Annotated in this window: 24 protein-coding genes; 12 read left to right on the forward strand and 12 right to left on the reverse strand. The window is 67.6% G+C overall.

The window, feature by feature from the left end:
- Positions 1-42 precede the first annotated feature (42 nt).
- Positions 43-831: an ion transporter gene (locus ACFXN1_RS06670; protein ID WP_379393322.1), complete on the forward strand. Its 789-nt coding sequence runs from the start codon at positions 43-45 to the stop codon at positions 829-831.
- A gap of 28 nt (positions 832-859) precedes the next feature.
- On the opposite strand, the gene ACFXN1_RS06675 is transcribed toward ACFXN1_RS06670, so the two are convergent.
- The 4 genes from ACFXN1_RS06675 to ACFXN1_RS06690 form a co-directional block, all read right to left on the reverse strand.
- Positions 860-2068 (reverse strand): low temperature requirement protein A, encoded by a 1209-nt coding sequence (locus ACFXN1_RS06675; protein WP_379444474.1) that lies wholly within the window; start codon positions 2066-2068, stop codon positions 860-862.
- Between the two features lie 91 nt (positions 2069-2159).
- A complete protein-coding gene (locus ACFXN1_RS06680) occupies positions 2160-2750 on the reverse strand; it encodes an SRPBCC family protein (protein WP_379393326.1) in 591 nt (196 codons plus the stop codon).
- Between the two features lie 194 nt (positions 2751-2944).
- Positions 2945-3127, reverse strand: coding sequence for a DUF1918 domain-containing protein (locus tag ACFXN1_RS06685; protein WP_354838910.1), 183 nt, complete (start codon positions 3125-3127; stop codon positions 2945-2947).
- 31 nt (positions 3128-3158) lie between these two features.
- Entirely contained in the window at positions 3159-3737 is a 579-nt protein-coding gene (locus ACFXN1_RS06690; RefSeq protein WP_379393328.1) for a TetR/AcrR family transcriptional regulator, read from the reverse strand.
- A gap of 72 nt (positions 3738-3809) precedes the next feature.
- On the opposite strand from ACFXN1_RS06690, the gene ACFXN1_RS06695 reads away from it, so the two are divergent.
- Positions 3810-4385, forward strand: a complete 576-nt coding sequence (locus tag ACFXN1_RS06695) for a dihydrofolate reductase family protein (protein ID WP_379393330.1) — start codon at positions 3810-3812, stop codon at positions 4383-4385.
- Positions 4386-4398: 13 nt separating this feature from the next.
- Here ACFXN1_RS06695 and ACFXN1_RS06700 read toward each other — a convergent pair whose 3' ends face one another.
- The gene (locus ACFXN1_RS06700) at positions 4399-4863 is read right to left on the reverse strand and encodes a MarR family winged helix-turn-helix transcriptional regulator (RefSeq protein ID WP_379444476.1); all 465 of its coding nucleotides are present in this window, start codon (positions 4861-4863) and stop codon (positions 4399-4401) included.
- A gap of 97 nt (positions 4864-4960) precedes the next feature.
- Here ACFXN1_RS06700 and ACFXN1_RS06705 point away from each other — a divergent pair, with 97 nt between their 5' ends.
- The 3 genes from ACFXN1_RS06705 (at position 4961) to ACFXN1_RS06715 (ending at position 7833) form a co-directional block, all read left to right on the forward strand.
- Entirely contained in the window at positions 4961-5419 is a 459-nt protein-coding gene (locus ACFXN1_RS06705; protein WP_379444478.1) for an SgcJ/EcaC family oxidoreductase, read from the forward strand.
- A 112-nt stretch (positions 5420-5531) separates the two neighbouring features.
- Positions 5532-6797, forward strand: coding sequence for an aspartate kinase (locus ACFXN1_RS06710; protein ID WP_354838925.1), 1266 nt, complete (start codon positions 5532-5534; stop codon positions 6795-6797).
- A 4-nt stretch (positions 6798-6801) separates the two neighbouring features.
- Positions 6802-7833 carry an aspartate-semialdehyde dehydrogenase gene (locus ACFXN1_RS06715; protein ID WP_354838928.1) on the forward strand — a complete coding sequence of 344 codons (1032 nt, stop codon included), beginning with the start codon at positions 6802-6804 and terminating at the stop codon, positions 7831-7833.
- 94 nt (positions 7834-7927) lie between these two features.
- Here the strand turns inward: ACFXN1_RS06715 and ACFXN1_RS06720 are convergent, their stop codons facing one another.
- Entirely contained in the window at positions 7928-8128 is a 201-nt protein-coding gene (locus tag ACFXN1_RS06720) for a hypothetical protein (protein WP_379463517.1), read from the reverse strand.
- A 456-nt stretch (positions 8129-8584) separates the two neighbouring features.
- On the opposite strand from ACFXN1_RS06720, the gene ACFXN1_RS06725 reads away from it, so the two are divergent.
- From ACFXN1_RS06725 to ACFXN1_RS06735, 3 genes are all read left to right on the forward strand, one after another.
- Positions 8585-9835 (forward strand): helix-turn-helix domain-containing protein, encoded by a 1251-nt coding sequence (locus ACFXN1_RS06725; RefSeq protein WP_379393336.1) that lies wholly within the window; start codon positions 8585-8587, stop codon positions 9833-9835.
- A gap of 513 nt (positions 9836-10348) precedes the next feature.
- Positions 10349-11803 (forward strand): catalase, encoded by a 1455-nt coding sequence (locus tag ACFXN1_RS06730; RefSeq protein ID WP_379444480.1) that lies wholly within the window; start codon positions 10349-10351, stop codon positions 11801-11803.
- 173 nt (positions 11804-11976) lie between these two features.
- On the forward strand, positions 11977-12621 hold the full coding sequence (locus ACFXN1_RS06735; RefSeq protein ID WP_379444481.1) for a MerR family transcriptional regulator: 645 nt from the start codon (positions 11977-11979) through the stop codon (positions 12619-12621).
- Here the strand turns inward: ACFXN1_RS06735 and ACFXN1_RS06740 are convergent.
- Entirely contained in the window at positions 12593-13192 is a 600-nt protein-coding gene (locus ACFXN1_RS06740) for a TetR/AcrR family transcriptional regulator (protein WP_379444483.1), read from the reverse strand. The genes ACFXN1_RS06735 and ACFXN1_RS06740 overlap by 29 nt on opposite strands.
- Positions 13193-13311: 119 nt before the next feature.
- Here ACFXN1_RS06740 and ACFXN1_RS06745 point away from each other — a divergent pair, with 119 nt between their 5' ends.
- Together ACFXN1_RS06745 and ACFXN1_RS06750 are read left to right on the forward strand one after the other, a co-directional pair.
- On the forward strand, positions 13312-14037 hold the full coding sequence (locus ACFXN1_RS06745; protein ID WP_379444485.1) for an SDR family oxidoreductase: 726 nt from the start codon (positions 13312-13314) through the stop codon (positions 14035-14037).
- Positions 14038-14058: 21 nt separating this feature from the next.
- Positions 14059-15219: a low temperature requirement protein A gene (locus tag ACFXN1_RS06750; protein WP_379444487.1), complete on the forward strand. Its 1161-nt coding sequence runs from the start codon at positions 14059-14061 to the stop codon at positions 15217-15219.
- An 18-nt stretch (positions 15220-15237) separates the two neighbouring features.
- On the opposite strand, the gene ACFXN1_RS06755 is transcribed toward ACFXN1_RS06750, so the two are convergent.
- A complete protein-coding gene (locus ACFXN1_RS06755) occupies positions 15238-15975 on the reverse strand; it encodes a TetR/AcrR family transcriptional regulator (RefSeq protein WP_379444489.1) in 738 nt (245 codons plus the stop codon).
- A gap of 156 nt (positions 15976-16131) precedes the next feature.
- Here ACFXN1_RS06755 and ACFXN1_RS06760 point away from each other — a divergent pair, with 156 nt between their 5' ends.
- Positions 16132-17664 carry an MFS transporter gene (locus tag ACFXN1_RS06760; RefSeq protein WP_379444490.1) on the forward strand — a complete coding sequence of 511 codons (1533 nt, stop codon included), beginning with the start codon at positions 16132-16134 and terminating at the stop codon, positions 17662-17664.
- A gap of 101 nt (positions 17665-17765) precedes the next feature.
- On the opposite strand, the gene ACFXN1_RS06765 is transcribed toward ACFXN1_RS06760, so the two are convergent.
- Both ACFXN1_RS06765 and ACFXN1_RS06770 read right to left on the reverse strand, forming a co-directional pair.
- Positions 17766-18791, reverse strand: a complete 1026-nt coding sequence (locus tag ACFXN1_RS06765) for a phosphotransferase family protein (protein WP_379445553.1) — start codon at positions 18789-18791, stop codon at positions 17766-17768.
- 2 nt (positions 18792-18793) lie between these two features.
- Entirely contained in the window at positions 18794-19909 is a 1116-nt protein-coding gene (locus ACFXN1_RS06770; RefSeq protein WP_379445554.1) for a hypothetical protein, read from the reverse strand.
- A 103-nt stretch (positions 19910-20012) separates the two neighbouring features.
- Between ACFXN1_RS06770 and ACFXN1_RS06775 the strand changes: the two genes are divergently transcribed.
- The gene (locus tag ACFXN1_RS06775; RefSeq protein ID WP_379445555.1) at positions 20013-20621 is read left to right on the forward strand and encodes a TetR/AcrR family transcriptional regulator; all 609 of its coding nucleotides are present in this window, start codon (positions 20013-20015) and stop codon (positions 20619-20621) included.
- A gap of 465 nt (positions 20622-21086) precedes the next feature.
- Here the strand turns inward: ACFXN1_RS06775 and ACFXN1_RS06780 are convergent, their stop codons facing one another.
- Positions 21087-22082 (reverse strand): TIGR03617 family F420-dependent LLM class oxidoreductase, encoded by a 996-nt coding sequence (locus ACFXN1_RS06780; RefSeq protein ID WP_379445565.1) that lies wholly within the window; start codon positions 22080-22082, stop codon positions 21087-21089.
- A gap of 153 nt (positions 22083-22235) precedes the next feature.
- Positions 22236-22953, reverse strand: a 718-nt coding sequence (locus ACFXN1_RS06785) for a GMC family oxidoreductase (protein ID WP_379463518.1), incomplete at its 5' end; no start/stop codon positions are given.

Below are 22953 nucleotides of genomic sequence, written 5' to 3' on the forward strand. Positions count from 1 at the left end.
CCGACTACGCTGGCGGGACCGTTCGATGAGGAAGGGGACGTCGTGATCGAGCTCGGCGCAGCGGATGAGGATGAATTCCCCCACAAGCCTCCCACCCTGTGGACCGATTTCGTCATGCTCGGGCTCGCGGTGGTCTCGGTCGCGCTCGTCACCTGGGTGACCTTCTTCCCGGTCTCCGATCACACCTACCGCACGATCCGCATCACGGACTACAGCATCTGCGCGGTGTTCCTCGCCGAATTCCTGTGGCGCTGGCGGCGTGAGGGCTGGAGCTGGACCTTCCCCTTCATCTACTGGTACGAGGTCCTCGGCATGGTCCCGGTGACCAGTCCGTTCTTCCGCGGTTTCCGGCTGCTGCGCATCGTGGTGATCGCGGTGCGGGTGGGCCGGGTGGCCGACCGCGCGTTCGGCGATCGGATCACCGCGGCGGTGGTGAACCGCTCGATCGGCGCCATCGTCGAGGCCATCGAGCGCCCGATCACGGTGGCCGTGCTGGACGAGGTCGCCGAGGTTTTGCGGTGTGGCCGATACACCCGCAATATCGCGAATGCGCTGGAGGAGAACCGTTCCGAGATCGACCAGATGATCCTCGAGGTGATCCGCAGTGATCCCCAGCTGGGGAAGGTGCGCTATGTCCCGTTCCACGAGGAGATGATTCGCGGCATCGCCGACGCCAGTTTCCGCGTCGTGCTGCAGGTGCTCGCCGATCCGCGCACCGACGAGCTGGTGGCGGATGCCCTGCGCGAGAACATCAATCAGATCCGCGAGGCCGTGAACTCGGGGGAGCGGGTGCCGGAGGCCATCGACAATCGGCTCACCCCGCGGCCCTGAGCCGTCGTCGGCCGCGTGTTCGAGGGCCTCAGTCGAGCCCGTGCCGGATCAGATCGCGCGGCTGGGCATAGCGCACCACCTCGAACACGATGAGCGCCAGCAGGACCGCGCAGAGCATGCCGAGCGCGGCCAGTGCGGGCATTGCCGACGCCAGCGGGATCAGGGCCAGCAGCACCACCGCCGCCACCAGTCGCGGCACCAGCACCTTGCCGGTCGCGTAGTGCCGGAACCCGACCAAGGCGACCAGGTACGCGATCACACCGCCGTACAGCGCGAACAGCGGGATCCCGTGCAGCTCGTCGCTGAGCGAATGTCCTTGCGCCCCACCCACATAGTTGAGCACCTTCTTCAAACCCAGTGCCATGGCTACGATTCCGGCGATCATCGGGAAGTGCCAGAAGGTGTAGCAGTTGCGCGCGATCTGGATGCGGCGCTCGCCGCCGGCGCGGTGCATCGCGTGCTCCACGACCAGTGCGGCCACATCGAAGTACGCCCACCACAGCAGGCCCGCCACGCCCAGGCCCAGCATCGAGCCCACGGTGATGGACCAGGAGATCGGCAGCCCGGCCACGCCGACGCCGATGGACACGATGGATTCGCCCAGCGCGATGATGACGATCAGCCCGTACCGTTCGGCGAAGTGCGAGGGCGAGTAGAGCCGCCACTCGTTGCCCGCGAAGAACGTCCAGCCCATGTCCCAGACCAGCGCCGCCAGCCACAGCCCCAGCTGCGCGGTCCCGGTGGTGAGCGCGCCGGCCACCAGCAGCACGCTGGCCACGCTGAGTGATCCTGCGGCCCAGCGGATCACCTGCCGGCGTAGCTGGGCGTCGTGACTGCTGGCCATCCAGAACACGGTCAGGTGGACCAGCCGGACGGCCAGGTACGCGATGACGAACACCAGTGGCCCGTACCAGCCGCCCGGCAGATCGTGGAAGGACTCGGGAATGGTGAGCGCGATCATGAACGCCGCGCCCATGGCCACGAACATGGCCACCCGGGCGATGCCCTCATCGGCCTTGACCACATTGCCGAGCCAGGAGTAGCCGATCCAGCCCCACCACAGCATGGCCAGAATGAGCAGTGCGCGCAGCAGATTGACCGCGGTGGTCTCGTGCGCGGCGAAGTCGGTGACCATGGTGAAGGCGAAGACGATCACCAGGTCGAAGAACAGTTCCAGCTGCGTCACCGAGGCGTCCTCGGCGACGGGCATCATGCGGGTGCGTACGGGACCGGGCATGAGGGACATCCTGCCCAATGCGCGGCTCGAAAGGCAGTGCCGATCACGACTGTTCGCTGTTCGCGATCAGCCGCGAGTGTTCGCGGCCGGCCTAGGCGGTGCCGAAGCCGGGCTCGAAATTGCGGCCGTAGTCCAGGCGCTGCGCGTAGCCCGGCTGGGCGTACCCGGGCTGGGCCTGACCGGGCTGCTCGAAGGCGGCCGATTCGGTGTAGGACGCTTCGTCCACCTCGCCGAGTCCCTGGACGCCGGTGACGGATTCGACGAATGCGATGAAGTTGCTGATCATCGCGTCGCCCTCGCGGCGGGCGGTGCGCTTGAGCAGCATGCCGGGCGCGGGAATCGGCAGGTAGACCTCGGAGTGGTACCAGACCTCGGTGGCGCCGTCCTCGGTTTCGCCGAGGTCGAACCAGCCCTTGCCGCCGGCGCCGGCGCTGGATTCGGAAACCCGCCATTCGACGCGGTTCTCGGTGCAGGTGTACTCGACGACCTGCCGGTCGGGGCGGCCCATGAGATTGGCCGACACGTAGACGCGCTTGGGGCGCCCGCGCTTGTCGCGGGTGGCGACCCGGACGTCCTGATGGGAGGGGGACCAGTCGGGCATTTGCTCGACCATGAGCAACGCATCCATCACCTGTCCGGGATCGATGTCGATGACGAACCGGTGATCAGTCTTCGTTCTCATATCTACCCTTCCATTCGGGCACCGATTGTGACCAGGGTCGCTCGGAGAGTCAACTGTGCTACCCCTCGCTTCTGACCGACTGGTCGGTCTGGTAAGTCCCGATTTCCCTGCTCGGCAGGGCTATCCGGTCACGCCGGGGCGTGATCGGAAAATCTTGGGCTAACGCGGCCGAAACGGGTTGTGACCGGGTGTCGTCAGCCCGGCTCCACCACGGAGTCCGGGCCCGGGAACACCAGGCTCGTACGGCCGTCGGCAAACCGCACCACGTAGGGCGGCTCACCTTCCGCGCCGCGCACTTCGACGATTTCCGCGGTGTGATCGGGGAGTCCGACATTGCGCCCATGGATGACCAGATGATCACCGACACTTGCATGCATACCTGGGATTATTCGCCCCTGGTGATGCTCGTCACAAGGTCGGAATGGCACGTTCCACCGCCATGCGTACCAACCGGGCCGCCTCCTCGTCGGTGAAGATGTCCGGCAGTGTGAGTCTTTCTACGATCAGCCAGTTCAGGGCCAGGTAGAGCAGCGTCACCGAGTCGGCGTCGCCGGGCAGGCCGGAGTCCAGATGGTTGCGGACATTGAAATCGAGGTCCGCGCGCACCCGCTCGGCGAGGATCGCCTGCAGCTCCGGGCGGCGGGTGGCCTCGAGTCGGAGTTCCAGCAGGGCGAGGTAGCCGGTGCGGAACCCGGTGATGCGGGTGACGGTCTCCGCCATCAGTTCCGCGATGGTCTCGCGGGTGCGCGGGCCGGTGAAGAGATGGTCCATCGTCTCCTTGCTGGGTTGTAGCCGCTCGTAGAAACGGTGCCCGGCCTGGATCAGGAGTTCGTCGCGATTGGCGAAGTAGTTCGAGGCGGTGCCCGCGGGCACCCGGGCCTCCTTGTCGACCGCGCGGAAGGTGAGTCCGCGCGCGCCGTCGCGGGCCAGGACCTCGATGGCCGCGTCGATCAGGGCATTGCGTCGTTCCGGATTCGTTCGAACCATTGACACCACTCCATGTGTAGTACTACGTTCGTAATCACTACGGACATAGTACTATGAACAAGGCGGTAAACAATGCGAAAGCTCGTCTACTACGTGGCGGTCTCCCTCGACGGCTACATCGCCGGTCCGCAGGGGGAATACGACTTCTATCCGACCGGCGACGACCTGATGGCCTGGTTCGGCGAGGCCATGCCGGAGACGGTCCCGACCCACCTTCGCGAACTGGTCGGCCTGCCGGTCGATACGCCGAACCGGCAGATCGACACGGTCCTCATGGGTCGCGGCAGTTACGAACCCGGCCTGGCCGCCGGCACCGACAGCCCGTACAACCACCTGAAGCAGTACGTCTTCTCGACCACCCTTGCGCCGGTGGACAATCCGCAGGTGGAGATCGTCTCGGGTGATCCGGTCGAACTGGTCCGGCGCCTGAAAAAGGAAGAGGGCCTGGACATCTGGCTCTGCGGCGGCGCGAATCTGGCGGGACAGCTGATCGGCGAGATCGACCGTTTGATCCTCAAGAGCTACCCGGTCATCGCGGGTGCGGGCCTGCCCATGATCATCGGCAACTTCAGCCCGTCCCGGTTCGAGGTCACCCAGCGCCGGGAATTCGGCAACGGCACGCAGGTCACCTGGCTCGACCGGGCCTGAGTCCCGTTCGTGCTCAATCGCTTTCGCGGAGCCGGGTGGTGACGTCCATCGAGGTCTCGTGCAGCCGGTTGAAGATCTCGAGCAGTAGCTCCAACTGCTCGTCCGAATAGTCGCGGGCGATCTTGGCGAATTCCGTTGCCAGGAACTCGTAGTGCGGTGCGATCTCGTCGATGCGGTCGTCCAGGGCGGTGATGATCACCCGGCGCCGATCCTTCGAATCGTGTTCGCGCCGTACGAATCCGCCCTTCAGTAGCCGGTCGATCATCCGGGTGATGGCCCCGGTGGTGAGGCCGGTGCGCTGGGCCAGTTCGCCCGCGGTGGCCGGGCCGCCGATGCGCAGCATATTGAGACAGCGCAGGTCGGTGACGTGCAGGCCGAGCTTGTCGGCCATGGCCCCGTGCAGCATCACGGCGTCGGTGGCGCTGCGCTGGGCGGCGAAGGTGAGGGCGGCGCCCAGTTCGTCGTGTTTCTCGCTCATCCCTTGACAGCTTAGTCTCACTCGGACAATATCTGAATAAGTCAACTACTTCTCAAGTCAGTTGATGACTCGTTCAGATATCTTCGGGAGAGATGTCATGACTGTTCAGCAGATCACCGACGAAACCACCGTTCGCGCGCTGTTCGACCGGTCGAATCAGGCATGGGCGGACGGGGATGCCGCCGCCTACGCCCAGGTCTTCACGCCGGACGCCGACTACGTCACCTGGTTCGGCGCCCGGCTGCGGGGGCGCGAGGCGATCCGGGCCTCGCACGAACCGCTGTTCGCGAAGTACATGAAGGGCACCCGCCTCGACGGTGAGATCACCGGTCTGCGGTTCGTCACCCCGGATGTCGCGGTCGTGCACGGCCGTGGCGCGGTGGTGAAGGGCAAGCGCCGCCGGAACCGCTTCAACACCAAGGCGAACGTGTACGTCGCGGTGCGGCGGGACGGCGAGTGGGGCTTCGCCGCCTTCCACAACACCAAGTACAGCTGGCTGTTCAACACCCTTGTCGCCAAGCATGATCCGGGCGTGCGGATGTCGGCGCCGGAATAGCTGCCGGGTGACTGGAATCCGCGGACGGGAGGTGGGACGAAAAGTCGTGGACCTGGGCCGGTAGTCTTGTGGGTCGGTAGCAGCAGTTTGTCGATCTTGGAGGATTTCCGCCGTGGCTCTCGTCGTCCAGAAGTACGGAGGATCCTCGGTCGCCACCGCCGAGCGCATCCGGAGGGTCGCCGAGCGGATCGTCGAGACCAAGAAGCTCGGCCACGATGTGGTCGTCGTGTGTTCCGCCATGGGCGACACCACCGACGAACTGCTGGATCTGGCCCAGCAGGTCGCGCCGGCCGCTCCGGCCCGCGAGATGGACATGCTCCTCACCTCGGGTGAGCGCATCTCCAATGCGTTGGTCGCCATGGCCATTCACTCGCTGGGCGCCGAGGCTCGTTCGTTCACCGGCTCGCAGGCCGGTGTCATCACCACGGGCACGCACGGCAATGCCAAGATCATCGACGTGGCCCCGGGCCGGGTGCAGCAGGCGCTCGGGCAGGGCACCATCGTGCTGGTCGCGGGCTTCCAGGGTGTGAGCCAGGACAGCAAGGACGTGACCACGCTGGGCCGCGGTGGTTCCGACACCACCGCCGTCGCGCTGGCCGCCGCGCTCAATGCCGATGTCTGCGAGATCTACACCGATGTGGACGGCGTCTTCTCCGCCGACCCGCGCATCGTCTCCGACGCCCAGAAGCTGGACACCGTCTCCTACGAGGAAATGCTGGAGATGGCCGCCTGCGGCTCGAAAGTTCTCATGCTGCGTTGCGTCGAGTACGCGCGCCGCTACAACGTGCCCGTTCACGTGCGGTCCTCGTACACCGACAAGACGGGCACCATGATTACCGGATCGATGGAGGACATCCCCTTGGAGCAAGCAATCCTCACGGGCGTCGCGCACGACCGCAGCGAGGCCAAGGTGACCGTGGTCGGCATTCCGGACGAGCCCGGCTACGCCGCCAAGGTGTTCCGCGCGGTCGCCGATGCCGAGATCAATATCGACATGGTGCTGCAGAACATCTCCAAGGTGGAGACGGGTAAGACCGACATCACCTTCACTCTGCCCAAGCTGGAGGGCCCGCGCGCCGTCGAGCTGCTCACCAGGCGGCAGGGCGACATCGGCTTCTCCCAGGTCGTGTACGACGACCACATCGGCAAGGTGTCGCTGGTCGGCGCGGGCATGAAGTCGCACCCGGGCGTGACCGCCACCTTCTGCGAGTCGCTGGCCGACGCGGGCATCAACATCGACCTGATCTCCACCTCGGAGATCCGGATCTCGGTGCTGGTCAAGGACACCGACCTGGACGAGGCCGTGAAGGTGCTGCACTCGTCGTTCGATCTGGGCGGCGACGAGGTCGCGGTCGTGCACGGCGGAACGGGACGGTAGCGGCATGGGTGTGCGTGTAGGCGTCGTCGGCGCGACCGGTCAGGTCGGCGCGGTCATGCGAAAGCTGCTGGAGGAGCGCAACTTCCCGGCCGACGAGGTGCGGTTCTTCGCGTCCGCGCGCTCGGCGGGCAAGACGTTGCCGTTCCGCGGCCGCGACATCGTGGTCGAGGACACCGAGACCGCCGATCCGAGCGGACTGGACATCGCGCTGTTCTCGGCCGGCGCCACCATGTCCCGGGTGCAGGCGCCGCGTTTCGCGGCCGCCGGTGTCACCGTCATCGACAACTCCTCGGCCTGGCGCAAGGACCCCGAGGTGCCGCTGGTCGTCTCCGAGGTGAACCCGGAGGCCACCCGCAACCTGGTCAAGGGCATCATCGCCAACCCGAACTGCACCACCATGGCCGCCATGCCGGTGCTCAAGGTGCTGCACGACGAGGCCGGGCTGCAGCGGCTGATCGTGTCCAGCTACCAGGCGGTGTCGGGCTCCGGCCTGGCCGGTGTGGAGGAGCTGGCCTCGCAGGTGCGCGCCGTCATCGGCGATGCCGAGAAGCTGGTGCACGACGGTTCGGCGGTGGAGTTCCCGGCGCCGAACAAGTACGTGGCCCCGATCGCCTTCGACGTGATCCCGCTGGCGGGTTCGCTGGTGGACGACGGCAGCGGCGAGACCGACGAGGATCAGAAGCTGCGCAACGAGTCCCGCAAGATCCTGGGTCTGCCGGATCTGCTGGTGAGCGGCACCTGTGTGCGCGTCCCGGTCTTCACCGGCCACTCGCTGTCGATCAATGCCGAATTCGCGCAGCCGCTTTCGGTGGAGCGCGCCGAGGAGCTGCTGGCGAAGGCGCCGGGTGTGAAGCTCACCGACGTCCCCACCCCGCTGGCCGCCGCCGGTATCGACGAGTCGCTGGTGGGCCGCATCCGCCAGGATCCGGGTGTGCCGGACGGCCGCGGTCTGGCGCTGTTCATCTCCGGCGACAACCTGCGTAAGGGCGCCGCGCTCAACACGATTCAGATCGCGGAAGTTCTTTTGAACAACTGATCAGATCTATCCGTTACGGACCGTGCACAAGAAAGTGCACGGTCCGTTTTCGGATATTGTCCAGGCATCAATGCGATAGGCTCCCTGGAGTCGGTCAATCCGCCCAAAGTTCGGCACAGGGGAGCGGCGGTAGTCGATCGGTCCGGAGCCCGTCGATCACGACTTCTATGCGATGCGGGCGCAAATGCGCAGCGAGGCGTTCGGCAATTGCGCGTTCCGCGCGGTAATCCAAGATCATTCCTCCGGGAAACCGCAGGCGCACATGGACTTCGCCGGTTTTCGGCACGGCGGTCATCTCGATGGTGCCCGATGCGAGGCTGGTTGACCTTTCATCGAGCGCGAGTTCCGGATACCCTCGCGTTCGAGGCGCGCGGTGATGCTTTGCACCGTCGCCCCGTCGGCAGTGGAGGAATACTTGGTGGCCGCAAGGGCGCACGCCGCGAACCACATTGCCGCGCCGCCGATTCCGGCTCCGAGTAGGAAGAAGAGAAGTTCGCCGGGCATGACCACCTCTTGTCGTCCGATTGGTTCGACGGGTCCTCTTCAAACGTTAAACACAGAAAAATTGCGGTGCAATAAGAAAAATCCATGTTCCATACTGTGCGCCGTAAGCTCGGTCGGTCTGGAATCCTTGTCGGCAGATCCCCCCTCTGGATGGAAAGGGCGGAAGGAGAAGGGCATGGTAGACATCGGCGAAACAAGCGGGCGGTGACGGCCGGGAAAGCCGATCAGGCAGAAGGAGTTTGACCCGGTGGCCGAAAGTACCCTTGGGGCACGGGTAGCGGAGTTGCGCCGGCGGCGGGGACTATCGCAGAAAGAGTTGGGAGCGGCGATTCGGCGCTCGGAAAGCTGGGTGTCGCAGGTCGAGCGAGACGTGCTGCCTGTTGAGCGACTGTCCGTTCTGCAAAGACTGGCGGACGTGCTCGGAGTGGCGGTACGCGATCTGCGTCCCGAAGCGGCCGAACCGATTGCCGCCGACCGCGGTGACGGGCATCGGCCCGGCTCGGCGGTGTTCGAGCAGCTGCGGCTGCTGCTCACCGGGCATCCCGCGCTGGAACAGCTCTTCGGAGACGAGGCCGATCGCAGTCTCGAGCTGAGCACTGCGGCCGCGAAACTGCCGGAGCTGCAACAGCGAGTGGACCTGGCCTGGCAGCTGGCGCACGAATCCCGGCTGGTCGAGGTGGGCAGCAGTCTGCTGGAACTGATTCCGGATCTCGAGCACGCCGCGCGGGCGGATGCCACGCGGCGGCCGGAGGTGCTGACCCTGCTCTCGCGCGCCTATCAGGTGGCCGCGACCGCGTTCACCCGCCAGGAAGAGGTCGACGCGGCGTGGGTCGCGGCCGATCGCGCACTGTCCGCGGCCGAGGAATCCGGTGACGCGCTGAGCGTCGTGGCCGGAACCTATCGCATGGCACAGGCTTTCCTGCGTCTGCAACGCCTGGAACAGGCCGAGCAGGCGGCGCGAGTGTCGGTGGCCGCGTTGGCCGCGCAGGTGGCGGCCGAGCAGCCGCGGCCGGAAGTGCTGTCGCTCTACGGATCTCTGCAGCTGATGCTGGCGGTGATCGCGGCGACGGACGGGAATCGCACGGCCGCCCGCACCGGGCTGGCAGCGGCGCGCGCCGCCGCCGACCGGCTGGGCGAGGGCCGCAACGATTTCGACACCGAGTTCGGTCCGACCGGGGTCGCCGTGCACGCGGTGGCCGTGGCGGTCGAACTGGGCGACGCCGGCGAGGCGCTCGATACTGCGCGCACCGTCGACGCCTCGATCCTGTCTCCGGAGCGGCAGGCGCGCTTCCTGGTCGATGTGGCCCGCGCGCACGCGCAGCGGCGGCAGGCGAGCGAGGCATTGGAAGCGTTGCTCAATGCCGAGCGACTAACCCCCGAACTGGTGCACACCGATCATCGCGCCCGCGAAGTGGTGCGCGATCTGCTGCAGTTCGCCGGTCGCCGACCGGCCGACGAACTACGGGAGCTGGCGGGCCGCGCCGCGGTCACCCCCTGAGCGAACCAGGGGTGGCGGCCGGTCAGCGAATCCCGGTGTGCGCGAGCCGGGTCCGACGCATGCCGCTCGGGCGAACCCGGAAAGTTGAAGCCGACGCCCAACAAGCGCCTCTCGGCGAGTGGTCGCTCGTAGCGACGAAGGGTGCGGCCCGGGGCTGTTCCGACGCCGGCAAGGGGGATCAACCCGGGGTCCGCCGGATCTATTCCGGGGTGGGCACTGTGATCTGGGCAACGGTGCCGCGATGGTGTCCGGTGTCACCCTGAGGTGCGGATCGGCGTGATCGAGCTGCTGGCCGCGCGTGGCCGGCACGCCGAGGCGCTGACCCCGCCCCGATGGACCTCGGGCGTCCCCCGGCCGCCGAACCATCCGCCGACAGCGCCACCCGTGGTCCCGCGATAAACCTTTGCTCGATATTTGCCGAACCTGCGCGTCCGGACTGTATATACCTTTGTTTACTCACCGCCCTGCGGACTTTTCTTGACTAGTTCCAGAAAACTCGGCACGCTCGAAAACATGACCAAGGCGACCACCACCAATACCGGCGCCCCGGTGCCCAGCGACAACGAATCGCTCACCGCGGGCACACAGGGCCCGATCCTGCTGCACGATCACTACCTGATCGAGAAGCTCGCCCACTTCAACCGGGAGCGGGTGCCCGAGCGCGTTGTGCACGCCAAGGGTTCGGGCGCGTTCGGCGAACTGGTGGTTACCGGTGATGTCAGCCGCTACACCAAGGCCGCGCTGTTCCAGCCTGGCACCCGCACCGAGTCGCTGGTGCGTTTCTCCACCGTCGCCGGTGAGCAGGGCAGCCCCGACACCTGGCGCGACCCGCGCGGTTTCGCGGTGAAGTTCTACACCACCGAGGGCAACTACGACATCGTCGGCAACAACACCCCGGTGTTCTTCATCAAGGACCCGATCAAGTTCCCCGACTTCATCCACTCGCAGAAGCGCCTGCCCGGCTCCGGCCTGCGCGACGCGAACATGCAGTGGGACTTCTGGACCCTGCGCCCGGAGACCGCCCACCAGGTCACCTGGCTCATGGGCGACCGCGGCATCCCGGCCACCCTGCGCCACATGGACGGCTTCGGCTCGCACACCTACCAGTGGATCAACGAGGCCGGCGAGCGCTTCTGGGTGAAGTACCACTTCAAGACCGACCAGGGCATCAGGAACCTGACCCAGGCCGAGGCCGACGAGCTCGCCGGTAAGGACGCCGACTTCCACCGTCGCGACCTGTACCAGGCCATCGAGCGCGGCGACTTCCCGAGCTGGACCCTGAAGGTCCAGATCATGCCGGTCGCCGAGGCGGACAACTACCGCTTCAACCCGTTCGACCTGACCAAGGTCTGGTCGCAGCAGGACTACCCGCTCATCGAGGTCGGCCGCTGGGCCCTGAACCGCAACCCCGCGAACTTCTTCGTGGACATCGAGCAGGCCGCTTTCGCGCCGTCGAATGTGGTTCCCGGCATTGCCTTCTCGCCCGACAAGATGCTGCTGGGCCGCGTCTTCGCCTACGCCGACGCGCACCGCTACCGAATCGGCGCGAACCACGAGCAGCTGCCGCCGAACCGGGCCAAGGCCGCGCCGGTGAACTCCTACTCGCAGGATGGCGCCATGCGCTTCGCGCACAATGCCGCGAGCGTTCCGGTGTACGCGCCCAACTCCTTCGGCGGCCCGCACGCCGATCCGGCGCGCGCCATCGACGACGGCGCCTGGGCGTTCGACCCGTCCATGGTCCGGGCCGGCTACCTCCAGCACCGCGAGGACAACGACTTCGCGCAGGCCGGCACCCTGGTCCGCGAGGTCATGAACGACGCCGAGCGGGATCGCCTGGTGGGCAATGTCGTCGGCCACATCCTGGGCGGCGTGCGCGAGCCGATCCTGAGCCGGGTCTTCGACTACTGGAAGAGTGTCGACGCCGAGCTCGGCAAGCGCATCGAGATCGGCGTCCGCGAGCAGCTCTGACCCGAATCCCGGGACAGTCCGGGGCCTTCCCCGGACCCCGCACGAGGCCCGCGCCGCGAATTGTGGCGCGGGCCTTCGTCATATCCGCGCAGCGGATAGCTGCGGTGTCCATAACGCGGCTATCTATGATGGGGGCTCGGTGGGCAAGCCCCGCGCGGCGACGAGGAGGTCCGATGCGAATCGGGGAGCTGAGCAAGGCCAGTGGCGTGTCCACCCCGACGATCAAGTACTACCTGCGGGAAGGCCTGCTGCCCAAGGGCGAGGCGACCGGCCACAATCAGGCGCAGTACGACGACGCGCATCTGCGCCGCCTGCGGCTGATCCGGGCGCTCGTCGAGGTCGGCGGGCTCTCCATCGCCTCGGCGCGCGAGGTGATCGCGGCCCTGGACGATTCGGATCTCGGCACCCACAAGATCCTCGGCGTCGCCCAGCACACCGCCGCCCGCAGCATCGCCTTCTGCGACGAGGAATCTCGGACCGCCGCCCGCGCCGAGGTGGAGGCCATGCTCGATCGCCTGGGCTGGCGCGTCGGTCGCGACAATCCGGCGGTGTCGGCCGCCGCCGAGGTGGTCGGCGCGCTGCGCCAGCTCGGCCACGGCGATATCGCGGACCGCCTCGACGACTACGCCCACGCCCTGGAGTCGATCGCCGAACTGGACATGGCCGTGCTGACCTCGCGCGGCGATATCGACAGCATGGCCGAGACGGTCGTGGTCGGAAACGTGCTCGGTGACGAGCTCATCGCCGCGCTGCGGCATCTGGCACAGACCGATCGTTCGGCCGAATTCTTCAGCGGCCGGCCAGCATCGAGTCGGTGAGCCGTTCGGCGAGCGCGTCGTCCAGGGGCGCGTGGCCGAGGATGAAGCGGTACCAGAACACCCCGTAGAACTGGTCGACCAGCAGATCGAGATCGGCGTCGGCGGGCAGTTCGCCGCGTAGCCGCCCGCGCTCGAGCACGGCCCGCACCGCTGCCCGGCGCTGCGCGGTGAAGGTCTGCAACAGCTCCGCGAGATGCGGGTCGTGCGCCGCCTCGCGCACCAGCGTGCGCAGCGCGGGTGCGGTCGAACTGCTCTGTGCGCCACGGAAAGTCGCTTCCATGAGGGTGCGCAGGTCGGTGCGCAGCGAGCCGCTGTCCGGCGGCGGCGCCTCGAGCGCCGACCGTTCGGTGAGCGCGTCCAGCAGGACCGCGCCCTTGGACGGCCACCACCGGTACACGGTCTGCTTTCCGACGCCGGCCGCCCGCGCGATGGCGTCGATGGTGACCGGTGCGCCGTCGGATTCGCCGAGCAGCCGCAGCGAGGCATCGAGGATGGCCTGCCGGGTGGCTTCGTTGCGCCGTCGCCCGGTGTGTGGTCGCGCCGGATTGGGCTGTGCCGCCGTGCTTTCCATGATCGCCCTCCTGTGACGCACCTCACCGCTTTGTCGAGACTAAAAGTCTCGCCAACAGTGTTGTCGAGACTGTCAGTTCCGTAAGAATAGACGGACAGCGACAGAGAGGGTTTCCGACAATGACCACAACACCGCGCGTCGTCGTCATGGGTGGCAGCTCCGGCATCGGCGAGGCCACCGCCACCGCCTTCGCGGCCGACGGCGCCGAGGTCGTCATCACCGGCCGCGGGCGGGACAAGCTCGACGCGGCCGTCGCGCGTATCGGCGGCAAGACCACCGGCTACGCCCTGGACGCCACCAGCCAGGCCGATATCGACGCCTTCTTCGCCCAGGCCGGGACCATCGACCACCTGGTCATCTCGGTGAGCGGCTCGGCCGGCAGCGGTCCCTTCGCCGACCTCGATCTGGACCAGCTGGCCGCCGGCTTCGACGGCAAGTTCTGGCCGCAGGTGCGCATCCTGAAAGCCGCGCTCCCGCACCTGGATTCGCAGGGCTCGGTCACCCTGGTGACCGCGGGCTCGTCCCGCTCGGCCTTCCCCGGCACCGCGGGCCTGGCCGCCATCAACGGCGCGCTCGACGCCATGGTGCCGCCGCTCGCCGTCGAACTCGCCCCGCTGCGCATCAATGCCGTCTCCCCGGGCGTCATCGACACCCCGTGGTGGGACCGGGTTCCCGAGGCGCAGCGCACCGCCCTGTTCGACGGCCTGGTGGCGACCACCCCGGTCGGCCGCGTCGGCCGCCCCGAGGACATCGCCCGCGCCATCCACATGCTGGCCATCAACGGATTCATCACCGGCGTCGTGCTCGACGCCAATGGCGGCACCAGTCTCGCGACGGGTCGCTGACCGGCCAGTAGTTTGGTCGGCATGCTCGAAAGCTCCGCCGCCGCACCGGAAACCACCACACCGCGCCGGGCCACCTGGTTCGAATGCTTCGGGGATCTGGTGTTCGCGGCGGCGGTCGGCCAGATCACGCATCGGGTGGGCGCGCGCCCCGATGCCGGATCGGTGGCCGCGGCGGCCGGACTGTTCGTGCCGCTGTGGTGGGCCTGGGTCCTGTACGCGGTGCACGCCAATCGGGCCGATCGGGATACCGCGGCCCACCGCCTGCTCACCAGTTTCGGGCTGACCGGCATCGTGGGCATGGCGGTGTTCGCGGGCGCGGTCGGCCAGAGCCGGGGCGTGGACGCGGGATTCGTCCTCGCGTACCTGGTGGCCCGGGCCGGTGTCGCCCTGCTGTACGCCTGGGATTCCCGGCGGAATCCGGCACTGCGGGCCGTGTTCCGTTCGTTCACACTGGGTTCGGCCGTGAGCGCGGTGGGCTGGCTCGGCGGCCTCGCCTGCGACGCCGGCCCGCTGCGCTACGGCGCCTGGACGCTGGCCATGCTCATGGAGCTGGCCCTGCCGCTGGTGGTGACCCGGCGGCTGGCCGGCGTCGAGCAGGAGACCGACCATCTGCGAGAACGCTTCGGGCTCTTCACCATTGTGATCCTGGGCGAATCCGTGCTGGGCTTCACCAATGGCCTCGCGGCGGTACACACCGCCGGCTGGGCGGCGGTGACCGCGGCCGCTGCCTTCGCGCTCACCGTGGGCCTGTGGTGGTCCTACTTCAATGGCAGCGGAATACGCCCCGGTTCGCACACCGAGCTGGCGCGCACCGGAAAACTGCTGCACCTCTACACCTTCGGGCACCTGCCGCTGCTGCTCGGTCTGGCCTTGGCCGGCGCGTCGATGGGCATCGCGGTGACCGGCGGCAGTGCGCAATCGAATGCCACCGCCGCGGACTGTGTCGTCGGCGGCGTGATCGTGTACCTGGTCTCGGTAGCGCTGACCCGGGCCGCCTTCACCGGAATTCGCGAAAGTGTCGTGGTGATCCGGTTGCTCACCGCCATGCTGGTGGCGGGGCTGCTGCCGATCGCGACCCACATTCCGGTGGCGGGATTGCTCAGCGTGCTGGCCGGATTGGTGATCGGCTCGGTGGTGGTGGAGACTCCGGCCCAGCGCCGTCGGCTGGCGACGTTGGGCTGAATCACCGCCCGCCGCGGCTCATTTGGCGCGGTCGCGTCGAAACTCCAGTCCGTCCAGGATGAGTCCGAGCTCGGAGTCGAAGAAGTCGTTCCTGGACTGCGTGGGGTCGAGTTCCCGGTAGACGCCGTACCGTTTGGCGACGTGGGGGTAACCGCGTACCGCCTGTTCGGACGCGGCCATCATCTTGGCGAACCATTCCTGTTCACTGAGCCCGCTGCGGGAGACGCTGGTGAGCATGGCGGTTTCGGTGCCGGCGGAGCCGAGGACGAAGGCCCAGAAGGCATTCGAGGCCCGGTCCGCCTCCGCGTCGTCGAAGCCCGCCGCTTCGAGGGTCGCGAGCATGGCGTTCGACAGGCGCATGAGATTGGGGCCGAGGTAGGCGAGTCCGGCTCCGGTGATGGCGGTGCTCATCCAGGGGTGGCGCAGGACGGTGTCGCGCACATCGCGACCCAGAGCGAGTAGATCGGCGCGCCAGTTCTCCGGTGCGATGGTGGCGGGCTCGTGGACCTCGCCGAACGCCTCGTCGATCACCAGTTCCAGGATCTCGTCCTTGTTCGTGACGTGGGTGTAGAGCGAGGTGGCTCCGGCATTGAGGCGGGAACCGAGCTTGCGCATGCTGAGCGCGTCGTAGCCCTCGGTATCGAGCAGCGCGAGAGCTTCGGACACGATCTGTTCCCGGCTCAGTGCGGGCTGATCTCGCCGTTGTCGCTGCGGGCGGGTCCACACCGACGAGAACTCCTGTGCCTTGGCCGCCATGGCTCTTCCTCCTTCGTCCGTGGAACAGCATAACCCCAGCTAGAACGCCGTTCGTTCGACCGTACAGCGTTCCCTATTGCGAACAGTGTACGTAGACCGTACAGTGTTCGACAACGCCGCACAGTGTGCGGAAGAGCTTCTCGAAGGGGAACCGAAATGACTGCGAACGAACTGACCGAGGCGCTGACATCGCCTGCGGCCCAGCGCAATCCGAAGCGCTGGCTGATCCTGGTCGTGCTCTGCCTGGCCACGCTCGTGCTGGTGATCGACAATATGGTCCTCACCGTGGCGCTGCCGGAGATCGCGATCGACCTGCACGCCGGGTCCCAGGCCCTGCAGTGGGTGATCGACTCCTACATCCTGGTCTTCGCGGGCCTCCTGCTCACCACCGGCAGCCTGTCGGACCGCTTCGGCCGCAGGCTGGTGATGGTGCTCGGGCTGGCACTCTTCGGCGCGGCCTCCCTCATCGCGGCCTACGCGACCAGCACAGGGATGCTCATCTCCGGCCGCGTGATCATGGCGGTCGGCGGCGCGCTCATCATGCCGAGCACGCTGTCCATCCTGATCACCGTGTTCGACGAGGACGAGCGGCCCAGGGCGATCGCCGCCTGGACCGGTGTGTCCGTGCTCGGCATGGTCGGCGGCCCGGTGCTGGGCGGCGTGCTGCTGAACCACTTCTGGTGGGGTTCGGTCTTCCTGCTGAACGTGCCGATCGCGGCACTGGCCATCGCGGCCGCCTTCGCCCTGATGCCGGAATCCAAGGGCCCCGCCCGTCCGATCGATCTGCCGGGCATGGTGCTCTCGATCGTCGGCATGGTGTCGCTGGTGTGGTCCATCATCGAGTTCCCGGCCAAGGGCCTGCACGGCACCTGGGCGACGCTGGTGCTGGCGGTTGTCGTGCTGGTGGCCTTCGTGATTCGTGAACTGAAGGCTGAGCACCCGATGGTTCCGCTGCAGCTGTTCCGCAACCGGGTCTTCACCGGATCCAGCTTCTCGCTGGTGCTGGCCACCTTCGCCAATGCCGGCCTGACCCTGGTGCTGACCCAGTACCTGCAGTTCGTGCTCGGCTACTCGCCGATCAAGACGGCCCTCGCCTTCACGCCGTTCGCGCTGACCGCGCTGGTGTTCAACGGCCTGGGCGCCGCGCTGGTGCAGAAGCTGGGTGTGCGTCCCGTCGCCCTGGTCGGCATGCTGGTGCTGGCGGGCGGCTTCGGCGCCCTGGCCGCGCTGACCTCCGACTCCGGCTTCTGGCTGCCGGCCCTGGCGATGTCGCTGGTCGGCGCTGGTGCGGGCCTGGCCATGCCGGCCGCCGTCGGTGCGCTGATGGGTGCGATTCCGCCGGAGCAGGCGGGCGTGGGTTCGGCGCTGAACGACACCATTCAGCAGACCGGTGGTGCGCTCGGTGTCGCGGTGCTCGGCGCGGTGCTGGCCGGTACCTACACCGACGCCATGCCCGCCGACGCTCCGGCGGCGGCCCGGGAGGGCATCGCCGGAGCCTTCGCCACTGATGACGGCAGCCTGGTGTCCGCGGCCCGCGATGCCTTCACCGACGCTATGTCGAACACCTTCCTGGCCGGTGGCGCGGCGGTGCTGGCTGCCACCGTGGTCGCATTCTTCCTGATGAAGGGCGCGAAGCCGGCTGCGCCGGAAGGGGTTCCGGCCGAGGCCGACCTGGTCGAAGCCCGCTAGTCCCGACACCCGCGAACGACTCCGCCCCCGGCAGCACGCCGGGGGCGGAGTCGTTGCCGCGGCTGGAAGTCATTGCTGCGACACCGCGGCGCCGGCCGGTGTCAGTCGAGTAATTGCTCGATGCGGGCCGTGCAGAAGCCGGTGATGTTCATCTCCGGCGGGAGCTGTACGCGGTGGGTCATGCGCAACAGGGGAATCGACAACAGGGCGGCCGAGAAGACCTCGTGGTACTCGAGGTTGCGGACCTCGTGACCGGTCCGCTTCTCGTAGTAGGCGATGGTCTCGGCGCGGGTCGGTGTGCCCGGCAGCGGGCGACGGCCCTCGTACTCGCTGCACGCCCAGTCCAGGAACAGCAGCCAGGCCAGATCCGACTCCGGGACACCGAGATGGGCGATCTCCCAGTCGAGCACACCGCGGACCCGGAAGTCGTGGTCGTACAGGATGTTCGACATCCGGGCGTCACCCCAGCAGAGGCACGGCTGCTCGGGTTCGCGGAGGTTGTCGCGCAGATACGCCACCGCCCGCCGGTAGGTCTCCGGCGGCGTTCCCTCGCAAGCCCACTGCAGCGCGGCGTCCAGATAGTTCACGCCCTGCTCGACGACCCCGGCGCCATGCTCGGGAAACGCGAGGAAGTCCAATCGCAGTGCCCGCCAATCCAACTGGTTGACCTCGGCGATGGTGTCCACGCATCCCCACCACATGCGAGCCCGCTGCTCGGGCGTGGCCTCGAAGTAGTTCCCGGCGGCGTGATATGACGGATAGTCGCTCGGCGCCCGGCCTTCCAGCCGGTTCATCACGAAATACGGGCTGCCGAGCGGATTGTCGCCCCGCTCCAGCCAGGCCACGGCCGGCACCGGCAGCCCGGTGTCCGCCAACCGGCGCATCACCAGCACCTGCCGCAGCAGGTCGTAGTCCGGGAACAGCGACAGGTCCGGCGGTCGTCGCAGGACCAGGGGAGTGCGGCCGGAATCGTCCTCGACCTCGAAAAGATAGGTCTCGGTGGCGAATCCGCGTTCGGTGCGCGCGAGCTCGAGCACGCGCGCGTTCCCGGCGGGCGAAAGGTGCTCGCGTACGGCCGGTTCCAGTGCCGTCGCCAGCTGCTCGGCCGGAATTCGGGTGGTGCTCACGGTCAGTACCCCTCGCACCCGTACCGCGCATTGCGGCCCATGAACACCATTTCGACCAGCCCGTATCCGACCTTGCCGGCGGTCTCGATGCGGCAGAAGGTCTCGCTGAGCATGCTGACCTGCCGCAGATCCGCGGTGTCGGTGAGGTCGGCGGTGAAGCCGTCGCTCCAGTCCGCGCCCTTCCACAGTCCGGAAGCGTAGCCGCGGTAGTGGTCGTATCCCGCGAGGCCGGGCCAGAAGCCGGAGACCGGCGTGATGGTGAATTCACGGTCGCGGCCGTCGGCGCCGCGTGCGGTGAAGCTGCCGCCGCTGACGATGCGGAAGTCGTCGCGGAAGGTCAGCGCGTGGTCGGTGGTGACGATCGGGACCGGCCGCGCGGCGGAGCCGATCGGGGCCAGCACGGTGCCCTCGAAGTGCCAGCGCTGCCCGTCGGCGGTCTCGCGCTGCGCGAAATGCACCAGCTCGTCCTCGAATTGGAAGATGCCCATGTAGTAGAGGACGCCGTCGGGGATGTCGCCCGGCTGCAGGCCCTCGCCCTCGCCGAGGCTGCCGCCGCCCCCGCCGTGGCGGGTGCCCCAGGAGTGGTCGCGCCCGAACCACCAGGTCTCCGGATCGATCTCGAAGCGGGTGCCGGCCACCTCGATCCACCCGGAGATGCGCCCGTTCTGGTAGTAGCGCCGGGCGTCCTCGCGCACCCGGCCGCGGCTGCGGAAGAAGGCGGGTTCCTGTTCGTAGGCCGGGAACTGCCCCTCGAAGTCGAGTTGCAGCCGCACCCCGTGCTCGTTGTCGCCGAGGGTGGCGCGCACCTTGTGCAGCGGTTCGACGATCTCGTACCTGTACGGGCCGACCTGCCAGTCGGCGAGGCCGTCGTAGCGGTCGCCGATCTCGCGCGAGAGCCGGACCACGTGGGCGGTCTTGTCGCCGATCGTGATCATGGCGTAGGCATCGAGCACATTGCGGTTGGGGTAACGCGCCATGCCGGTCATCACGCTGATCTCGCCGGTGGTGTCGAAGCCGTACAGGACGACGCGTTCGGTCCAGCGCAGATCGCTCTGCTGGACGTGGTCGAAGGTGGTGGGGAGCTGGTGGGCGAGCAGTTCGTCCTGGGGCGTCAGCATGGGTGCCTCCTGAATTAGAATACGGGCCATACCGTATTTCAAATCGGACGACGTTGTAACCTGTTTCAGAATTTGCCACCGACCCGAGCGAGAGGGGAGCCCCGTGACCGCAGCCACCGGGACCGCCCGCCCCGGCCCCGGCCGACCCCGTGACCCGCAACTGGATGCCCTGGTGCTCACGGCGACCCAGGAACTCCTGGTCCGCGACGGCTACCAGGCCACCACCATCGCGGCCGTGGCCCGGCGTGCCGGAGTCGTCACGACCTCGATCTACCGCCGCTGGCCCGGCAAGCGTGCCCTGGTGGAGGATGCGATCTTCGCCCTGGACACCGAGAATCACCCGGTTCCCAGCGGCGACCTGCGCGCCGACCTACTGGCCTGGACGCGCCTGTTCCTGAATGCCGCCGCGCACCCGGCGGCGCGATCGGCCATCCCCGGCCTGCTCTCGGAGTATCACGACGATCGGGAGAGCTACCGCCGCCTGCTCGACGGCGGTGAGCGGCCGACGATTCAGGCACTGCGCGAGCTGCTCGTGGCCGCTGCCGAATCGGGTCAGGCGGCCGGCGCCTGCGATGTCGAGGCGATCTTCGAATTCCTGCGGGGTGCGACCCTGATGCGCGCGCTCACGCACGGCACCGAGGATGCCGACCACTTCAGCCGCCGCATCGCGGACGCGCTGCACGCGGTCGCGCAAACTCCCACGTCAGAGTAGGCCCCACCAGTAGATCAGGCAGGCCAGCACGAAGACGACCACGGTTTCCATCGGCAATCCCAATCTTCTTGGCGCACTTACCTACATGATGCCGTCTTCCGGGCGGACAAGGCCACAAATCGGACGAACAAGATCGCTAACCGTTAGCCTGCCACACAAAGAACCCGCCCAGTCCGACACCCCTCGTGGTCGGACTCGGCGGGTTCTGCGCTGGCCTACCACCCCCTTCGCGGTAGGCCATGTCCCCAATTGAGTACCGGTTGGTTGGTTTGCTGTGGCCGACCCGCCACCCCTCGTAGACGGGTCGGCCCCAGCGTTCCCGCCCCCGGATGGTGGCTCGTTGGGTCCGCCGGTGCGTTCCGGCGTTGACACAAACGATGCCGAGCCGCGCTTGGCACGGCCTTAACAAGATCTTGTAATTGCGAAAATGCCTGCTGATGGGCAGTTTTCGTGGACTGTGAAAGTTCAGGAGTGCAGCGCGGTCACCAGGTCGGCGATGGCGACATCGGTGACCTGGTAGCCCGGGAAATAGCAGCAGACGCGAGCGGCGCTGTCGCCGAAGCGGGTACGGATCAGCTCCGCGCATTCGACCGGTGTGCCGCTGACGGTGAGCGCGTTCACCATCGGGTCCTCGATGAGCCCGGCCATCTCCCGCCACCGCCCCTGCTTCGAGAGCAGGTTCAGCTCGGGTTGCAGCTCCGCCCAGCCCTCCACCTCCAGGACCGGACGGTAGGCGGGCGTGGAACCGTAGAACGCCAGCAGGTTTCGCACCGCCCGGCGCGCCTCGAGCAGTTCTCGCTCCGAATCGCCCATGGCCACAATGGCTTCCACGATGATCTCGAAGGGCCGCGGCGAGTCTCCGAGCCCTGTCGCGACGGCCGCCAGTGTCCGCTCCCGGAAGTGCCGCTCGGTATTGAACGGCATCACCAGCAGTCCGTCGGCCACCTCCGCCGCCATGGTGGTCATGCGCGGCCCCAGTGCGCCGACCAGAACCGGCGGCGCCCCATGGGGATTCGGTCCCGGATCGAACTGCGGGGTCATGAGCGTGTGCTGCCAGAACCGGCCGCGGTAGTCCAGCCGCTCCCCCTCCTGCCAGGCCCGCAGGATCGCCTGCACCGCCAGCACGGTGTCGCGCATTCGCTCCACCGGCTCCGACCAGGTGCTGCCGTAGCGCCGCTCGATATGGGTCCGGATCTGACTGCCGAGCCCGAGCCGGAACCGCCCGCCCGACAATGACTGCAGATCCCACGCGGTGTGCGCCAGATGCATCGGGCTGCGCGGGAACGCCATGGCCACATTGGTCATGATGTCGACGCCGGACGTGGCGGCCAGTGTCAAGGGCGGGAACACGTCGTGCGCGCCTTCGAAGGTGAACACCCCGTCCACCCCGAGCTCGCGCAATCGCGCTGCGCGGGAAGCCGATTCGGCGAGCGGCGCGTTCAGCCAGATATCGACGGGCAGGGACACCGTGACTCCTCCTGATACGAGAAAACAACAGCCCCGGGCCGAGAGGTAGTAGGCCCGGGGCTGTTTCGGGTCAGCGGTGGTCGTGATCCGCTGACCCGCGCGGGGGAGCTACCAGGGAAGTAGCAGCACTCCTCCGCGGGCTTGTGGTCAGCCGATGAATTCGGCCGCCTTCTCGCCGATCATGTAGCTCGGCGCGTTGGTATTGCCGCCGGTGATGCTCGGCATGATCGAGGCGTCGGCCACGCGCAGGCCCTCGATGCCGTGCACCTTCAGCGTCGGGTCGACGACCGCGCGCTCGTCCACACCCATGCGGCAGGTGCCGACCGGGTGGTAGATGGAGTGCACGCGGTTGGGCAGCTCGCGGCGCAGCGCCGTCTCGTCCGCCCACTCCTGGCCCGGGAAGAAGTTCTCGGTGATGTCGCCCGCGATGCTCTTGTGCGACATGACCTCCCGGATCATCTTGATGCCCTCGATCAGGAACTCGGTGTCCCACGGGTCGGTCAGGTAGCCCGGGTCGATGAGCGGCGAGGCGAACGGGTCGGCGGAGGCCAGCTTCAGTTCGCCGCGGCTCTTCGGGTAGATGAGGCTGGGCATGACGGTGAGCGCCGGGCGGCGGTCCACCAGGTGCAGCTTGTCGGCGTCCTGGTTGGGCGTCGGGTAGCTCCACGGCAGGGTGTGGATCTGCATGTCCGGGTGGTCGCCCTCGGCGAACTTGGTCTTGACGAAGCCGGCGGCCTCGAAGACCGTGCGGCCCATGAAGGAGCTGCCCGGGTTGCGCATCTCCTTGAGGATGCCGCGCGCGAAGTAGGTGGGGATGCCGCGGTGGATGGCCTTCTTGGACACGAAGGTCATCGGCACGAACAGG

Source organism: Nocardia sp. NPDC059154 (genome assembly GCF_042755705.1).
Taxonomy (GTDB): Bacteria; Actinomycetota; Actinomycetes; order Mycobacteriales; family Mycobacteriaceae; genus Nocardia.

Bases quoted from the DNA above. Each gene is read 5' to 3' on its own strand.
- ACFXN1_RS06770 (WP_379445554.1), bottom strand. From the start codon at position 19,909: ATGCTGACGCCCCAGGACGAACTGCTCGCCCACCAGCTCCCCACCACC.
- ACFXN1_RS06740 (WP_379444483.1), bottom strand. From the start codon at position 13,192: ATGGAAAGCACGGCGGCACAGCCCAATCCGGCGCGACCACACACCGGG.
- ACFXN1_RS06700 (WP_379444476.1), bottom strand. From the start codon at position 4,863: ATGAGCGAGAAACACGACGAACTGGGCGCCGCCCTCACCTTCGCCGCC.
- ACFXN1_RS06750 (WP_379444487.1), top strand. From the start codon at position 14,059: ATGCTCGAAAGCTCCGCCGCCGCACCGGAAACCACCACACCGCGCCGG.
- ACFXN1_RS06730 (WP_379444480.1), top strand. From the start codon at position 10,349: ATGACCAAGGCGACCACCACCAATACCGGCGCCCCGGTGCCCAGCGAC.
- ACFXN1_RS06760 (WP_379444490.1), top strand. From the start codon at position 16,132: ATGACTGCGAACGAACTGACCGAGGCGCTGACATCGCCTGCGGCCCAG.
- ACFXN1_RS06685 (WP_354838910.1), bottom strand. From the start codon at position 3,127: ATGCATGCAAGTGTCGGTGATCATCTGGTCATCCATGGGCGCAATGTC.
- ACFXN1_RS06745 (WP_379444485.1), top strand. From the start codon at position 13,312: ATGACCACAACACCGCGCGTCGTCGTCATGGGTGGCAGCTCCGGCATC.
- ACFXN1_RS06715 (WP_354838928.1), top strand. From the start codon at position 6,802: ATGGGTGTGCGTGTAGGCGTCGTCGGCGCGACCGGTCAGGTCGGCGCG.
- ACFXN1_RS06675 (WP_379444474.1), bottom strand. From the start codon at position 2,068: ATGCCCGGTCCCGTACGCACCCGCATGATGCCCGTCGCCGAGGACGCC.
- ACFXN1_RS06755 (WP_379444489.1), bottom strand. From the start codon at position 15,975: ATGGCGGCCAAGGCACAGGAGTTCTCGTCGGTGTGGACCCGCCCGCAG.
- ACFXN1_RS06720 (WP_379463517.1), bottom strand. From the start codon at position 8,128: ATGACCGCCGTGCCGAAAACCGGCGAAGTCCATGTGCGCCTGCGGTTT.
- ACFXN1_RS06680 (WP_379393326.1), bottom strand. From the start codon at position 2,750: ATGAGAACGAAGACTGATCACCGGTTCGTCATCGACATCGATCCCGGA.
- ACFXN1_RS06695 (WP_379393330.1), top strand. From the start codon at position 3,810: ATGCGAAAGCTCGTCTACTACGTGGCGGTCTCCCTCGACGGCTACATC.
- ACFXN1_RS06690 (WP_379393328.1), bottom strand. From the start codon at position 3,737: ATGGTTCGAACGAATCCGGAACGACGCAATGCCCTGATCGACGCGGCC.
- ACFXN1_RS06735 (WP_379444481.1), top strand. From the start codon at position 11,977: ATGCGAATCGGGGAGCTGAGCAAGGCCAGTGGCGTGTCCACCCCGACG.
- ACFXN1_RS06705 (WP_379444478.1), top strand. From the start codon at position 4,961: ATGACTGTTCAGCAGATCACCGACGAAACCACCGTTCGCGCGCTGTTC.